This is a genomic window from Geodermatophilus obscurus (assembly GCF_900143215.1).
Lineage (GTDB): Bacteria > Actinomycetota > Actinomycetes > Mycobacteriales > Geodermatophilaceae > Geodermatophilus > Geodermatophilus obscurus_A.
This window is the reverse complement of sequence record NZ_FRDM01000001.1, coordinates 417,787-433,995: the sequence shown is the minus strand read 5'-3', so window position 1 is coordinate 433,995 and position 16,209 is coordinate 417,787. Positions and strand designations below refer to the sequence as shown.

The window sequence follows — 16,209 nt, the reverse complement described above, 5'->3', positions numbered from 1 at the left end:
GCACGATGTACCTCGACCTCTCCCGCTCCACGTTCCGGCCCGAACGCGGCTACGCCGGCGTCGTCACCGAGCAGGGACGCGTCACCGTCGACGCCGACGCCAACGAGGCCCTCGACATCGCCCTCGACCGGGAACGGCGGACCCTCGGCGACCTGGTGGGGCGTTGCGGGGTCCCCGACGACGGCGACGCCTTCCGCATCAGCGCCGTCGACGGCGACCTACTGATCCACCCCGGCCGGATCTACGTCGACGGGATCGCGGTCGAGGCGACCACAGCCCCCGTGCGCGTCACCGGGACCGCCTCCGAAGGCCTGACCGTGGAGCACCGGCAACTCGACGGGCGCGACCTCGCGTCCTGTGAGTGGCTGCTTCTGACCGCGGACGGCCCTCCGCGGCCGGTGCGGCTGCGCACCGCCGAGGGCACCACCGTCACCTTCGACCAGGAGCTGACCGACCAGGAGCGCGCCGCCGCTGAGGCCGGAACTGCGACCGTGCGACGGTCGGCCAGCTACACCCGGCAGCCGTTCGCCGCGTCCCTGTCGATGGTCGTGGAACCGGCGGGCGACTGCCCACGGGTCGAGCTGCCGGACGGCGCCTGGCTGGTGTACCTGGAGGCCTGGGAGCGGTCGGTGACGGCGTTGGAGGACCCGGCGCTGCTCGAGCCGGCACTCGGCGGGGCCGACACCAGCGCCCGGCGGCAGGTCGTCTGGCAGGTCCGGCTCCACCAACCGGCCACCGGGGAGCCAGCGGGTGCCCCACTGCGGCAGGCGCCGCGAGGTCGACTCGCAGCGCGGGCCGTCCCGACCGCCGTCGCACCGGACGACTGCACGATCCCGGCCGCGGGCGGTTACCGGCGGTTGGAGAACCAGCTGTACCGGGTGGAGATCCACCGGCCGGTCACCGCGGACCGACCTGCGACGTTCGTCTGGTCCCGCGAGAACGGCTCCGTGGAGGCCCGGTGGGTCGACGTCGACGCCGCGCACCGCCTTGTCGTCGACAGCACCGGCCCCGACCGCGAGCACGGCTTCACGCCGGGCGACTGGGTCGAGGTCACCGACCGCGGCCACGAGTTGCGCGGCGAGCCCGGCGTCCTCGTCCGCCTGGGCCAGGTGGAGGGCTCCGCGCTGTCGGTCGAGCTGCCCGAGGACCAGGTGCCTCAGCTCGCCGACTTCCCGGACATCCCGAGGCTGCGCCGCTGGGAGGGCCCCGAGCAGGACGTCGTCCCGGACGTGCAGATCCCGCTCGAGGACGGGATCGAGATCCGGTTCGCCCTCGAGGAGGGCGAAGAGCTCAGCAATGGCGACCACTGGCTCATCCCGGCTCGCACGGTGACCGCCGACGTCGAGTGGCCGACGGCCGAGGGCACGCCCCTGCTGCGGCGCCCCGTCGGCCCGACCCGGGCCCGGGGCGCGCTCGCCGAGTTGCAGGTGGCCGACGGCGCCGTCGTCGACATCCGGGACTGCCGCCCGACCTTCCGGCCCCTGACCGATCTGCGCGCCGACCACGTGGGCTACGTCCCCGACGACGGCGTCTTGAGTGGCGTCGATACCGTGCAGGAGGCCCTCGACCGGCTGTCCCGAGCGCGGAATCTCGTACACCACAACCGCCACCTGCACGGGTGGGGGATCGTCTGCGGGCTGCGGCTCTCCTGTGACGCCGAGGATCCCGAAGGTGAACGCCGGCACGCGCTCGTCGAGCCCGGCTACGCGCTGGACCGGGACGGACGCGACCTGGACCTCGAGGAGACGCTGCGGGTCGATGCCCGCGACCTGGCCGACCGCGTGCCGGGAGCCCTGGACGATGACGCCAGCGGGTCGATCTCGCTGGTGCTCCGTCGGTCGGCCGTCGGCGTCGAGGTCGCCGGAGCCCCGCACCGCCCGCGCCGTGGGCTGGAGCTGCTGAACGGCACCATCGTCGGCCGGTTCCTCACCGACTGCCTGTATCCGCTGCGCGACGACGTCCAGGCCGTGCTGGACGAGCTGCGGGAGAGCGATGGCGGCCCACCAGGCTTGGCCCGACTGCGCAGTTCCACCACATCCCTGGTCGCGGTGCTGGCCGCGCCGGCCAGCCGCGGGAGCGTCCACCTGTCGCGGGCAGAGCACATCCGGCTGGCCGCCCTGCACCAGCGTCTCCGGGCGCGCCTGCACAGCCGGGTGTCCTGCGGGCTGCTCGATGGTGCCCGCCCCTACCCCGAGTACCCGGCACACCTGGCCGCGTTCGACGACCGGCTGCAGACCGTGCACACCCGACCGCACTCCCGCATCTACTGGCGTCCTCGCACGCCGCACTTCGTCGCCATCGGCGGAGCCCGCGGACCCGTGCTCCACCTGTACGACGCCGAGGCCGACCGGATGTTGTTCGCGGTGAACGTCCTCTCGGGTGCGGATCCCGCCACCGAGCGTGCCTCCGTCCGGTCCCCCGTCGCCGCGGTCGTGTTCCGAGGGAGCAACGAGGTGACGGTGGCGGTGGTGCAGGGGGAGGACACGCTTCTCCGGACCGGTCGGATCACCGGGGAGACCGTCGCGTGGGGCGAACTGCGCACCGTCTGTGCCGTCCGGATCACGGCCCTGGCCGTGGACCCGCAGGATCCGGATCGGCTCTGGGCGGTCGGCGTCGACCGCGGGCTGTTCCACCTGGCCAGGGACGAGGATGAATCGCGGCCAGACCCGGTCGTCCCGTTCGCGGCCTTCGGCGACCTAGTGGTGGACGCCCGCGGACGGCTGTACCTGTCCGTCCGGTCCGAGCAGCGACCCGACCGCTTCGACCGCGTGGCCGTTGTGAACCGCGGCCCCGACCCCGGAACCTTCATGGCCGAGATGATCGGCATGGGACGCGGTGGTGCCGACGGTCTCACCGTCATCGAGGACGGCGACCAGCTCTGGCTGATCACCGTTCTCGACGGTGACCAGCCGGGCCGCAAACAGGTCACCGTGTTCGACCCACGGACCGGGGGGGCGTCGGGCACCACGATCCCGCTGGCTGCCACGACAGCGAGCCTGAGCACGCTCCCCGGGAACGGCGCCGCGGTGCTGACCACGGAGGACAACCATGGGCTGTACGTCCTGCGGGTCACGTTCCGAGGAGAGCCCGGCGCGACACCCCTCCCGACGCCTGCCGGGCCCAGCTCCGTGGTGGCCGTGCCCGGCTCCGCCCGTCGGGAGCCGGCCGTCGCCGTGCTCAGCGGGCTCGGTGGCGCGGTCACGGTGTATCCGGAGCAGGTGCTCCGGAACCCACCCGAGCTGCCTGTGGACGAGCGGGTGCGCTACTGGCGCGCCGCGAGCGAGGCCTTCGCCGACCTGTCTGGAGCAGTAGCGCAGCACCTCAAGGACTGCTTCTTCGACCAGCTCATCCCCGACTGCCCTGACGACGGGTCGGACGGGAACGGCTCGGACGTCGTCCTCGGCTGGGTGAGCTTCCGGGGCGGCCAAGTCGATCGGGTCTGCAATTCCTCGGGACGCCGGTATGCCGGTTCGTTCCCCACCGTGGCCCGTTGGCTGTCGATCGTCCCGGTCGGGCCGCTGCTGGGCTGGGCCGTCGAGGCCGCCGCCTGCTATGTAGTCCCCAGGACCTACCGGTCGCCGGAGCGCGAACCCGACACAGGACCAGGCGCACCTATGGGGCGACTGCGGGCGGTGGTCCTGCGCGGCCTGCTCGAGCAGTTCGAGCGGCTCGATCCGTCACAATTGCTCGTCGCCGTGCAACGGGAACTCGGTGACGTCTTGGGCCGAGCCGAACTCGAGATTGAGACCACACAGCAGCCGGCGCGCCGGGTCAGCCGGCGTCCCTTCTTTCGTCGACGGGTGATCCGCCGAGTGATCGGCCGCCGCAAGCCGGACCCTGCCCTCGGCGTGGAGGAACTGCGGCGGGAGATGCGCGACCGGGACCGGATCATCGACGAACTGCGCGCCCAGCTGGCCGACGTCGCCGAGGCCAACCGGGTAATCCTCAGCCGTTTGGGGGACGAGCCGTCCTGACTGCAACCGGAAGGGTGACCGCCCCGCCGCCCTGTTGCTGTCAGGGCTGACGCAAGGTCGCGGCTTGCCGCCTTGCTCGCTGTCTGCCGCCCATGGCAGGCACCCGCCGGTCTCGACGGCCAGGCGGCGCTTGCGGCCATTTAGAAGACGTTGCGGAAGTAGGTCGTCAGGCTCTGGTTGACGACCTGGCATCGGCGCAGGCTGCCGGCCATGTCGCCGCCGGTGCCTTCCCCACCGCCGCGGCTGATCAGTGACGAACTGTGGGCGCTGGTCGAGCCGCTGATCCCACCGCGTCGCCCTGCCCTCCACGGGCGCACCGGCCGACCTCGCACTAGCGACCGGGACGTGCTCGAGGGCATCGCGTTCGTGCTCTCCACCGGTATCGGCTGGGCCAAGCTGCCCACCGAGCTCGGCTACGGCTCGGGCTGGACCTGCTGGCGCCCGATGCACGAGTGGGCCGAGGCCGGCGTGTTCGACCGGCTGCACCAGTCGGTACTCGACCGGCTCGGCGAGACCGGCCGGCTGGACTGGTCGCGGGCGAGCCTGGACTCGGTCAGTGTCCGGGCGAAAAGGGGGGTGAGCTGACCGGGCCGAACCCGACCGACCGGGGCAAGGCCGGCAGCAAGTACCACCTGCTCGTCGACGCGCACGGACTGCCGCTGAACGTGCTGGTCTCCGGCGCGAACCGGCACGACAGCATGCTGGTCGAGCCGATCCTGGACTCGATGCCGGCGATCCGCCGCGGCGGCCGCGGACATCCCCGCCGCCGCCCGCTCAAGCTGCACGGCGACAAGGGCTATGACAACCCGCGGGTCCGCCGGTATCTGCGTCGGCGCGGGATCACCGCGCGGATCGCCCGCATCGGCCGCGACTCCAGCGCCCGTCTCGGCCGCCACCGCTGGGTCGTCGAACGGACCCTGGGCTGGCTGCTGTCCTACAAACGCCTCGCCCTGCGCTACGACCGCAGCGCGCGGACGATCACCGCGCTGGTCCGCCTGGCCGTCACCCTCATCTGCGCCCGACGCCTACCGACGAACTAATGCAACGTCTTCTTAGAGGCGCCGCCAGTAGGCACGGTTGCGGCTGACGGCGTGGCTGATCATCACAAGGCAGGCACGAGGGCCACGCTCGCGAAGGTGCTAACGCTCCGTGAGCTGTGGACCGCTCGTGCCTGCCGTCCCATCCTGCATCCTTGACCCGCTGCGCGAGCAGTTCCTCGCGCTGCTGCCGCCGCAGGTCGATGACCATCCGCTGGGCTGTCACCGACCACGGATCGACGACGCGGTGGTGCTCGACAAGCTCATCGAGGCGCTGGTCTTCGGCGCCGGATACGAGCGGATCGCCGACGCCACCTGCTCGGCCACCACTCTGCGTCGCCGCCGGGACGAATGGATCCGGCAGGGCATCTTCGATGCCCTGCGGCTGGCTGCACTGGACGCCTACGACACGATGATCGGCCTGGATTTGGCCGACGTGGCCGTCGACGGCTGCACGACCAAGGCTCCCTGCGGCGGAGAATGCGCCGGCCGCAGCCCGGTGGACCGGGGCAAGGGCGGAATGAAGCGGTCCCAGCTGTCCGACGGCGCCGGCGTGCCGATGGCCACGGTGTCTGCGCCGGCCAACACCGTCGATCACGCGCTGCTGGGCCCAACCCTCGATGCGCTCAAGGACTTTCAGCCCCTGCCGGCCGAGGCGACGGTGCACCTGGACGCCGGCTACGACTACCGGCCCTGCCGCGAGGCACTCGCCGAGCGCGGCCTGCGCGGCCAGATCGCCGCCCGTGGCACACCCGCTCCCATCCAGGTCGGCAAGCGATGGGTCGTGGAACGCGCGAATTCCTGGCTCAACGACTTCGGCCGCCTGCGCCGCTGCACCGAACGCCGCCGTAGCTGCGTCGACGCCTACCTGGCCCTGGCCGCGGCCATCGTCACCGTGCGTGCACTACGACGAGCCGCCTGGTACCTCTACCGCTGGGACACCCGGCCAAGATCACCTCGGATCCGCTGACCTACTGGCGGACGGTCTTATCTGCTTGCCTGCCTCGTAGCCGCGAGAGCGCGTCGGCACGGTGTCCGTGCCATGCTCCGATGCGAGTCGCCGCGGTCGGTGGCGCCAGCCCGCACTCAGGCGCGGCCGCGTGACACCTCATCAGGCGGACCCACGCCCTGGTCCGAACCCAGCGGTAAAGAACCCATAGAAGGCCTTCGCCAGCAGACGCCTCCTCCGGCGCCGCCTACGCAATGAGCCTTTCCCGGTAAGGGCTTCGCCAGCGTGTTGATCATGTGGTGCGGTCGTGCATGTGGTGGAGCAGGACGAGGGCGGCGGCGGTGATCGCGCCGATGCGCCAGGGGCAGAGGCTGACCCGGCGCAGCGCCTTGAAGGTGGTCTTGAGCAAGGAGTTGCCGCGTTCGGCCGGGGCGCGGGTGGCCGCGTGCAGCAGGTTGAGACAGCGCTCATCGTCGGTCAGCGGGCGCCCGGCGGGAGTCTTGACCGGGGTGGTCAGCACGTCGCGTTCGCCCTCGTAGCCCAGGTCGCCCAGCGCGGCATGCTCGGTGTCGGTCCACTGGGCCAGCAGCGGCAGCGCCTCGGGATGGGTGCGCAGGGCGGTGGTGTCGTGCTCGCGGCCGGGCCGCACCGGCGAGGTCCACAGCGGCCACCCGTCGGGCGCGGCGATGACCTGGATGTTGCCGCCGTGGGCGGCGTGCTTGCCCGACCACCACAGGTCCACCCGGCGGCCGGATCGGTCGGTCCGGGCGGTCGGGCCGGGCACCTGGCAGCGGTCGGTCCGGATCAGCGTGCCGTCCACGGTGACGTGCGGGTGGCCGGCGGCGCGGGCGGCCAGCAGCGCTCCGCGCAGTCCGGGTGCGCGGTCGGCGAGGACGTCGATGCCCTCATGCAGGTAGCGGTAGGCGGTCGACCGGCCGATCCGGTTGTCGGCGGCCAGCTGCGCCAGCCGGGTGCCGTCGAGGAATCACCGCAGGATCAGCACCGCCTGCCGGTAGCAGCCCAGCGCCCGGCGGCGGCCTCGGGTGCCCCGGCGACGGCGCTCGGCGGCCAGTAGGCCGGACACGAACAGCACGGTGGACTCCCTGGCCGGGAGCACGGCGGTGTAGCTGACAGGATCGGACACAGCAGGACCTCGGTGCGGCTGGACATCTGTGGAAGGACGTCCCTCCTACCGAGGTCCTGCGCTCCTTCCGGTCATCTCGCCGCCCTCGGCGTGTCCCTGACCTGCAGCCCTCGGTTACTGGGAATGGCTCAGTGAGGTCACCGTCGCCGAGGCCGCGCGGCGGGCGAAGGTGTCCGAGCAGTCGGTCGGCAACTGGAAGCGCCAGTTCCTGGAGGCCGGCAAGACCGGCCTGGTCGCCGGCAAGTCCGGGCCCTCGACCCGTGAGGCACAGCTGGAGGCCAAGGTCGCCGAGCTGACCCAGGCTCTCGGTGAGGCCGCCGTCGAGCTGTGGGTGTGGAAGAAGTCCGCCGAGGGTCGCCTGGGCCCTTCGCGGACCTCGAGGTGATCCGCGTCGAGGCGGGCATGCCGACCACGAGGTTCTGTTCTCTGATCGGCATGCCCGAGCGCACCTGGCGCCGCCACCAGGCCCGCGCCCGGACCGCCCGGCCGATGCGGGGCCCGTGGCCGCGGCCGGCCCGCGAGCGCGTCCGCGACGCCGCCCGCCGGTACGCGCTGGCCCATCCGGCGTGGGGGCATCGGAAGGTGTGGGCGATGTGCCGCCACGACGGCCATCGGGTCTCCCAGGCCACCGTGCTGCGCCTGCTGCGCGATGAGGGGCTGCTGCTGGAGGCCACCTACCAGCGCGAACGCCGTCAGCTCGCGGCCCGCCGCAAGGCCGCGTTCGCCACCGAGCCGAGCGGACCGAATCAGGTGTGGCAGCTGGACTTCTCCGAGTTCGAGACCACCAGCGGCGGCACGTGGCGGCTGGCCGGCTGCCGGGACTACTGGAGCAAGTACGAGCTGGGTTGGCACATCGCCCCGACGGCCAACCAGCACGACGCGATCGCCGCGGTCGAGCTGGCGCTCACCGAGGCCGCCCGCCTGGCCGGGCGGCCGTTGGTCGACCTGGCCGAGCACGACGAGCAGGGCAACGTGATTCCGCTGGTGACAATCGTGACCGACAACGGCGGGCCGTTCCGGTCGTTTCGGTTCGAGGCGTTCATCGCCACCCACCCCGAGCTCCGGCACGTGCGCACCCGCGTGAAGACCCCGGGTCAGAACGGCTCACGCGAGCGCGGCTTCGGCTCGCTGAAGTACGAGAAGCTGTTCCTCGAGGAGATCCCCGACGCCCTGGACCTGGTCGCCCACGCCGAGGACTACCGGGTCGAGTACAACACCGTCCGCCCGCACGAGGCCCTGGCCTGGAACCGCCCGCTCGACGTTCATCTGAGTCTGGCCGACCCGGTGATCCCCAACTTTCCCGAGACCGAAGATCTGCCAACGGCTTGACGCGGGACACGAGGACGGAAGCGGTGACCCTGGAGCCGGGCGGTCCTGGCGACGCTCCGCGCCGCCCCGGCCCCGCAGCCACCGCCGATGGTGACCAACCAGACGAGCGCATCGGGCGGGACCAGACGGCAGCGCGCCGACGATCTCAAGACTTCCAAGCTGGCCATGCGGGTTCGACTTGCACGTGGCGTCCGGCGAGCACTGCCTGGACCCATTCCCCCGGCATGTCCTCTATGGGTGACAGATCCCGCGCGTCGGCGTACAGGTGCCCGGTCCGAGACCAACGGTCGACGGCGGCCACGAGCTGGTCGGCCAGGGTCGGCAGCTGGCCGACCACATTCTCCAGCGTGCCGGCCGCTCCCGGGAGGTCCCGGGCATCCTCTGGGTGTGCGATGCCGGCCGGGTCGCCGACGCAGCAGCGCAGGACGTCGGCGAGCGCCCGTGCGTGTGCCACGACGCCCGGGAGTCGACAGGTTCCCTCACTCTCCCGTCGTGGAAGACCATGCTGGCGCGGCCGGCCAGTTGCCAGGCGAGCCCGGTGACCACCAGGGGTCCGGCGTCCTCTACGGCCATGCCGCCGACGACGGCGGCGGAGCGACTGGTCATCTCGGCGCCTGCGATGGCGGCGCGGAAGTCGCGCAGGGTCAGATCGTCGGCCCGCCGGGCTCGGTCAAGCGCCGCGACGAGCGACGCGGCGGCATCAAGCGCTTACCTCGCCCCCACCGGGTGGTGCGCCGGGCAGCGGGACCAGGCGGTATTGGTGCCGCCCCGGAGACCTGAGTCGAGCACCGTCCGGTCCACGGTTGCGACTCGTTCAGCTCTCCACCCGTCGATTTCCAGGATCGGCGACCGCACCTGCGCGCCTACCGGCTCGGCCTTTGCTGTACCTATCAGTCAGAGCCCGACTGAGATTCAACACCCGACTGCCCGTCGATCCGCCGATCATCTCAGCCAATGACTCGAACCCGGAGACCGCGTACCCGTCTGCGATTTGCACCACCCGCGCGGGGCTCTGGACGACGTAGGCGTCCCCCTCATGAGCTACTGCGACATGCATGAGGAATGCAACCGCCGCAGGATTATTGTTTAGCACGCCTAGGGCGGTGACAGCCTTTAGCTCTACACCCCCAGGTCCGACCCGCGTGAAGATACCATCCTCCCGCCCCATCGCGACCGCTAGCAGCCACGCGTCGACCATTCGCGGGAACGGGATATCTGCACCCGCAACGCGCCCGGGGTCATCACCGCCCTGTTGGGCGCTTAGGGAGCGCAAGAAGTCATGCCTGGCCAATGGAACGTGGAACTGCTGACTCTGGAAGGGGTTTATCATCGCGGCCACGGTCAATCCGCCTTCCGGGCACAGACACTACAACTAGAGTCGTACCTGCACTGACAGATGATGACCTCCATCGGCCGGTCCTTGGCGAAGGCGGGGTCTAGCGCATGTATGGCATGTTGCGTGTTGGTTAATGTGTAGTGCAGACCCGTCGCTTCGTCGAGTATGTCCTCGACGCCCTTGATCTCGTCCCTCGTCAGGAACAGCACTACCTGCTGACTGTTTCTGAGCGTATTGGCCAACAGGGCGCGTCGGATCGTCCCACTCGTCATGCCCAGTGGTGTATCGATGACCAGCGGTGCGAAGACCCCACTGATCTTGGTCAGTGCGAGGATGAAGGCAATTGTCAGAGCTCGACGCTGAGCGCCTGAGAGTCCGTTGCTTGGAATGATCTCCCTGCCCAGAGGGCCCAGCACCACGATGTCACAGGTCCTCGTGAGCCGAATCTCTTGAACCACCGCATCCGCCACAGCCGGCGCCGAGTCAAGCTCCCCTGGCGCCGCAGCGACGAGTTGCTGGAAGACCGCGTTCATCTCACTACCGACACGATCGACCGTCTCGTCCTGCAGCACCGTGATCGTCCCCGAGATCACATTCAGCATGTCCTGCACCGCTTGTTGCTCGGCTAACCTTCGTCGGAAACGAGATTCTTTCCGCTGCAGCGTCTCGAACTGCTTACGTAGAGTCTCGCGTTCCTTCTGTTGGGAAGCCAGCGCATGCTCCTGGGCGCTCAGCCTGGACCGAACCTCCTTGAGGTTGGCGAACTCCATACTGCGACGACTGTCCGCTGTTTCGAAGTCCCCCGACTGGGAGGCACTACGGATTCTTGTTTCGAGCTCCTTCGCCAGGACCTCATTCTCGCTGATCGCCTTTCGCGCTGTCAGCCACGCCGTAGTGTTGTCGCGCGACTGCGTGAACCAGCTTCGATCACCGGGCTCAGACGTGGTGATGGCCGTCGCCGCAAGCGCAGCGAGCTCGGTGAGGACTCGATGGGCGTCGTCGTACCGCTCTGACTCCGCGAGCTCCTGACTCAGGTGAGAGTGGCCCGGCGTTCCGGGTTCTAGTGAAGCGCCACAGATGCAGACCTTCTGTCGGAGTTGCTCACGCACGAGTTCGGGTAGCGCGTTGGGGATCTTGCGCTCTCGCCGCAGCTGCTCGTATGTCTCCGCCGCCTGCAGTAGCGTATCCCGCGCAATCACATGCAACAGATCCGGACTACTAAGTAGCGCTCGCTGACGCTTGATGAGTTCCGCTTCTCGCTCCTGCGCGGCCCTTACCTGCGCTCGTGCGGCCCGCTCCTGACCTTCCAGGACCTTGGTTTCCTGGCCGCCATTGGCAAGGACTTCACTCCGCTGTCGATCGGCGGCTTCATATCTCTGTTCCGCCGCCTTCACGTCCTGTTGAAGATCTGCGACCTCATCGGTCAACTGCTCGATCGCGGAGTCGATATCTAAGAGGCGTCCCGAGACGCCCGCTAGTTCACCGCTACTTTCATTCTTGACCGCCGAGGAGATCTGCCTACGGACAAGGTCAAGATGCTTCTGCGCCTGCTCCAGGACCTCCAGTCCAAGGAGATTTCGCACGGCGTCTCGAACGTTCTTGCGCGTGTCATCCCGCGCAGACTCAACGTAGTCCTTGAGCGCCTCATCGCCATCCAAGAAGAAGATGTCCTTGAGCGCGATAGGCAGCAGATCGAGCTCAAGGAAGGTCATCGGGTTAGGGAGCGCAGTGCTTCCGACGCTCGTCTCCTTATATACGACGACCGATGACGGCGTGTAATCAAACCCTCCTTCGCGGACGGTCTCCGTCGCACGACGGATGATCTCGTAGTCATCCGCGTGTACGTCGTCCCCCACCGTAACCTTGACGGCTACCTCGACGTTGATCTCTGCACCGTCCTCGACGGCATCCCAGTCGACCGGCGAGATCCGATATGAGCCGCGTCGACGGGTCGATACTGGCAGTCCGGACTCCCCGAACAAGCACCAAGTGAGCCCGTAGAGCATGGATGTCTTGCCGGTGGCATTCTCGGCTCGGATGACAGTTAGGGGATGCTCACCCTCCGCAGCGAACTCTATTTGCACATCACGCAGTCCCCTGAAGTTGGTGAACCTAGCTCCACGCAGGCGAATCACTCGCCACCTCCGGGCGTCCAAGGGCCATCCGCCAGGCTCCGGGCGAGCAGTTCAACCTGTCCAGTTACATTGACCACGATGTTCCCGCCCTTTGTCCTGTGGTCTCGTTCCATGGCAAGAACAGTGCTCAAGTGGTCCTTCAGCTGCTGACTGTAGTTGGCCACCCGCTCGACCTCGGGAACCTTATCAATCTGCCTCTGCAGGACCTCAAGCAAGTGACGCTGCTGGATCGCAGACATTATCGCACCCCCCACACGACGTACTCTGATTCCAGGTCCTGGATAAGGCCTGCGGGTCCATCTGCTCGATCTCTGTTCGCAGCTAGCTTTGCGAATTCATCCGCTCGCTCCAATTCCGCCTTCACGAGTCGGCGGGCGTCTGGGTCACCGATGACATCGTCCGGCGGCAGGACAATCAAGTCATGGATAGTCGCGAACGGTTTAGTAGTGCTGCGGGACAGTCGCAGGACCCGACCCCGACGCTGCACCCATTGACGCCGAACGGTCGTGCTCGCTAGCACGTAGGCGGTTGCGATCTCAGGGATGTTGAACCCCTCGTCGAGGACACGCATGGCCGTGAGGCACTGGATGCTGCCGCTGCGGAATGCAGCGACAGTTCGCTCGAGTGTGGCCGGTTTCTGCGTCTCCTCACTTGTAACCTGATGAAAGCGAATCCCGAGTCGTCGCAACATAGCGTTGACCTCGCGGAGTTGGGCGCCGTTCTTGTCCGTACAGTAGATTAGGGTATATCTAAGATCCTTCAGGCTCTGCTGACTTAGCAGACGCTCAAGCTCACTGACCTTGCCGGAGGCCGACTCGAGAATAAGGCGCCGCTTCTCCAACAGTCGCTGCGTGGCGGCATCGAGATCGTCCGCGCCTCCGCTCCGAGCGTATGCCTGTCGGATCTTCGCTGACAGCTCGACATACTCAAGATTCTCTTCGTCGCTGAGCCGAACAGGGTGCAGTTCATACTGGTACGGGACCAGACACAGCCCGATCGCCTCCCTCAGCCCGAACTCGAAGACGACTTCACCGAAATACTCTAGAAGCGCGCTCGTGCCGGCGCCGTCGTACTGACGCTCCGGAGTTGCGGATAGGCCAAGCTTGTACTCAAGCTCTGGTGGGTTGGATATGAACGCTTGTGTTCCAAGGTTGTGCATTTCGTCAGCAATGAGAAGCACCCTTGACTGATGCTGCTCCAACAAGGCCTGCAGTTGCGGACGCTTCAACAGGTCGTGGGTAACCACGGTCGCCTCCACGGAGGAGACGCCAAACTCGAGATACTCAAGCTGCTCAGCGATGTGGGTGATGTGATCGTCGCCCGCGCCCCTTAGAGTGTTGTAAGGCTTGAGCCCGAATTCCCGCATTTCTTCGGTCCATTGCGCCACAAGCGGAAGGGTTGGAACCGCGGCAAGGACGAGCAAACTACCCTTCTCTTTCCAGAGTCTTTGGGCGGCGATCAACGCGCTGATGGTCTTCCCGGCGCCCGTCGCCATACATAGGACGCCTCGCCGCCCAGCATTCTCCCAACGGTGCACAGCCTCGCCCTGGTGAGCATAGGGGCCGTCTTCCCAGCGGAGGCTGGTTGGAATGAAGAATGAATCTACAGATTTTTCTGCAGCGACCACGGTCGGGTAGCCCTCCAGCGTCCGCGCCTTCTCATAGTCCTCCGGGCTAGGGACAATGCCACTGTCGTACGGTTGTAGCAGGTTCTCGGCGACCGCACGATCAAAACTGACCGAGACGGCATGATCAAGGAATTTGTTCTCCCAGTACTGGCGGAAGACTTCGACCGCCTCAAGGCAATCCTCTCCATCGCCACTCCAAGTGGACTGCAGATGCAGCTTTTCGACATTGGATGCCACCGCACGGTGCGAGAAGTTGGCACTGCCGGACAGAACTGCAATGTCTTCGCCGTCCATGAACGTCCACTGCTTCGGATGGAAGATGCCAGTCTTCATGAGGACGACTCGCAGTTCGAGCCGCCCGACCTTCGCCAGGTAAGCGAGGCACTGGCGCGTGTGCTGAGCAAGAGCGCTGGTCAGCGCCACCTCATCAGTGAGCGCGGCTTCGATGGCCGACACTGCCAGGCCCTCCAGGTCATGGCTACTACCGCCCCGCAGCGCCGCCTGGTCCTCCTCTGACAAAACTGGACTCACGAGCAACCGGATCGGTGCACCCGTTCGAACGATGTAAGACGCAAGGCCGGGCGCCAGGTCGCGGAGCACACCGCCACCGAAGTAGCCGGCCATGCACTCGAAACCCGTGGCATGCGTAAGTGCGGGAATCAGGACCGCGTCGACGACTGGGTCCCTGGGCACCCACCACGTGCGCTTGACCGCGTAGAGCGCGGAACGAAGGCCGTGCTCATTCATGGGCGACGGTCGACCAGGTAAGCCGGCGCGCCAGGGGGTCACGGCGTTGCGAGCCCCTGTTGAAGGAAGCAAGTGTGCTGCACCCGTGTCGCATCGTCCTGTCCCTGGTCTTTCCTGGGCTCGCCCAGGCCTTGCGTTCGGCGGCAATGTACCTGGGGAGCGCCTCAGCTGGTCGGAAAGACACGCCTAGTCACCCGCCAGAGTTGCGGCCGCCCGACGACTCCACCTTGTGCCGTCGGAGGAAGTGGTGGACGGCTGTGTCCTGCCGGCACGCCGTGAGAAGTTGCGGCGGCTCGTCGAGAGAACCCTTATTGGCCAGCAGCGCTCCACGAGCTGCGAGGCGCCCGGCGAAGCCCTCTTGACCAACGCTCTACGGCGCCGAATCGGGCTCAGGGGGCTTCATTTTCAACAGCCGGTGCCCACGGACCACGAAGCCGGCCGCTTGTAACCTATTCTCCCAGGCGTGGCGATTACCGATATCCGCCGCACCGAGTAGGCCAGCTCGCTCCTCCTGCTTTGTCAGGCGCGCGAACTTGCCTCTCGCAGGATAGTCGAGCGGGACGATTGAGTCCTTGCGGTGCAGGACCGGGGGATTCGCATACGACTGAAAGTCGCGCACACGGACGTCGAACGACTTGAGGTCGCATCTGATCGAAGCCGCCAGAGCAGGATGCGCCTCTGTGTCGAACGCGGGGTACGATAGGTAGGTAACCTTCCGGTCTATGCGATTGAGCTTTATAACGTCGGCGGAGTCGACGCGCCCCACTAGAATCGTGGCACAGCCTTCGTACACGCGAATGAGCGGTGGGGCATTGGTCAGCCCCGAGACGTGAAAATAGAGGGCGTCCGGGAGTCGCTTGCCAAAGTTCATAGTTGCGATGGACTCTTCGACCTTGGTCCGATCAGCGACGGCGAAGAGGAGATCGTCCGCTTCGCGTCTTGCGGCTTGGTACGACCCGAAAAATGTGGTGATGTCTCGCTGGAGGCTCGGGGGGAGCTCCTTGAGCAACGGCCGGCCGCGGAAGGCGGCCAAGGCTAGATGAACAAGGACCACCCCCCTTGTTCGCTCGGCTGCGGATTGAATTTCCGCAGCAGACAGCCCCTCGCTCAAGGCTGACATCGCCCGCTTTATTGAGCCGTATCCGCCGACGAGTGCATCGTAGGAGCGGAGCTCCCATGGTTCCGGAGGCCGTCCGTGTGTCTTAACGAAACGCGCTAGGTCCTCGAGTTCTAATTTGTGGGCCTCCGCGAGACGCACGTTCGTGCGCAGGGGTGCGGGATCGGGATGTCGTCTGAGTCGCCGCTCGCGCAATCCCTCCGCGTCTGCCCGAGCGCGAAATACGTAGAAGATTCCAGGGGCCGCCGCAACTGCCGGCTCTCCCAAGACTTCCTCGAGCCAGGCTCGGAGCTCCTCCTGTCCGAAAAACTTCTGGAAAGTCTTCCTTCTCGTCAGGATGCCGTCCGCGTGGGACTCCCCTGAAGCATCGGTCCGCTCCCATGTCAAGCGCGCAGCTACGATGAGTACTCGTTTAGCTAGCGTCCACGCTTTGCGTACGACGTTGGCCCGCTCGTCTAGGTTCTCGATCACGTTGACGACGTATCCCAGGTTTACGACGTCGGCGGATACGAGTGGTTGTAGCGGTGCATGAACGGGATCCCAGCCACTAGCGTGATAGCCAAGACTGCGCAACCTTGTGATGTCTTGGCCTCGGCCACAGCCGTAATCGAACAGCGACTCTCCTGGCTGCAGGAGTTCGTCGCGTATTGCAAGGGTCACCGGTCGCGACAGTCCTGTCCTACCGATTGCCGTGCGGTGCCGCTGTACCTCGAGGTTGGTCAGCATCGTGGGGTCACCAGCCTCCGGTGTACCTGCTCATCATCGAGCTAGGCAGTCAATAGGAGTAGCGGCCCGAATGTTCAGCGGGGGCAAG

At 67.1% G+C, this 16,209-nt stretch carries 9 protein-coding genes and 2 pseudogenes; 6 read left to right on the top strand and 5 right to left on the bottom strand.

Going from position 1 to position 16,209, the window contains the following annotated elements:
• The first annotated feature begins 5 nt into the window (after positions 1–5).
• The 3 genes from BUB17_RS02220 to BUB17_RS02210 all read left to right on the top strand — a co-directional run bounded on the left by BUB17_RS02220 (position 6) and on the right by BUB17_RS02210 (position 5,981).
• Positions 6–3,974, top strand: a complete 3,969-nt coding sequence (locus BUB17_RS02220) for a DUF6519 domain-containing protein (RefSeq protein WP_072912370.1) — start codon at positions 6–8, stop codon at positions 3,972–3,974.
• A gap of 210 nt (positions 3,975–4,184) precedes the next feature.
• A protein-coding gene (locus BUB17_RS02215; RefSeq protein ID WP_141242865.1) for an IS5 family transposase occupies positions 4,185–5,014 on the top strand; the annotation gives its coding sequence in 2 pieces (ribosomal slippage) (positions 4,185–4,541 and positions 4,544–5,014; 828 coding nt in all).
• Positions 5,015–5,141: 127 nt separating this feature from the next.
• The gene (locus BUB17_RS02210) at positions 5,142–5,981 is read left to right on the top strand and encodes an IS5 family transposase (protein WP_072912367.1); all 840 of its coding nucleotides are present in this window, start codon (positions 5,142–5,144) and stop codon (positions 5,979–5,981) included.
• A 271-nt stretch (positions 5,982–6,252) separates the two neighbouring features.
• Here the strand turns inward: BUB17_RS02210 and BUB17_RS02205 are convergent.
• Positions 6,253–7,130 (bottom strand): annotated as a pseudogene (locus BUB17_RS02205) (HARBI1 family protein).
• Between the two features lie 119 nt (positions 7,131–7,249).
• On the opposite strand from BUB17_RS02205, the pseudogene BUB17_RS02200 reads away from it, so the two are divergent.
• The 3 genes and pseudogenes from BUB17_RS02200 to BUB17_RS25875 form a co-directional block, all read left to right on the top strand.
• Positions 7,250–7,489 (top strand): annotated as a pseudogene (locus BUB17_RS02200) (helix-turn-helix domain-containing protein); the annotation flags it as partial.
• Between the two features lie 17 nt (positions 7,490–7,506).
• Positions 7,507–8,433 (top strand): integrase core domain-containing protein, encoded by a 927-nt coding sequence (locus tag BUB17_RS02195; protein WP_208983288.1) that lies wholly within the window; start codon positions 7,507–7,509, stop codon positions 8,431–8,433.
• Positions 8,434–8,925: 492 nt separating this feature from the next.
• A complete protein-coding gene (locus BUB17_RS25875; protein WP_141242864.1) occupies positions 8,926–9,213 on the top strand; it encodes a hypothetical protein in 288 nt (95 codons plus the stop codon).
• Between the two features lie 561 nt (positions 9,214–9,774).
• Here the strand turns inward: BUB17_RS25875 and BUB17_RS02185 are convergent.
• The 4 genes from BUB17_RS02185 to BUB17_RS02170 form a co-directional block, all read right to left on the bottom strand.
• Positions 9,775–11,904 carry an AAA family ATPase gene (locus BUB17_RS02185; protein WP_072912354.1) on the bottom strand — a complete coding sequence of 710 codons (2,130 nt, stop codon included), beginning with the start codon at positions 11,902–11,904 and terminating at the stop codon, positions 9,775–9,777.
• Positions 11,901–12,143 (bottom strand): hypothetical protein, encoded by a 243-nt coding sequence (locus BUB17_RS02180; protein ID WP_141242863.1) that lies wholly within the window; start codon positions 12,141–12,143, stop codon positions 11,901–11,903. Before BUB17_RS02180 ends, BUB17_RS02185 begins: the two co-directional genes overlap by 4 nt.
• Positions 12,143–14,155, bottom strand: coding sequence for a DEAD/DEAH box helicase family protein (locus BUB17_RS02175; protein ID WP_175561248.1), 2,013 nt, complete (start codon positions 14,153–14,155; stop codon positions 12,143–12,145). The genes BUB17_RS02180 and BUB17_RS02175 overlap by 1 nt, the downstream gene beginning before the upstream one ends.
• Before the next feature lie 493 nt (positions 14,156–14,648).
• The gene (locus BUB17_RS02170; protein WP_072912345.1) at positions 14,649–16,121 is read right to left on the bottom strand and encodes a DNA phosphorothioation-associated putative methyltransferase; all 1,473 of its coding nucleotides are present in this window, start codon (positions 16,119–16,121) and stop codon (positions 14,649–14,651) included.
• Positions 16,122–16,209: the final 88 nt, after the last annotated feature.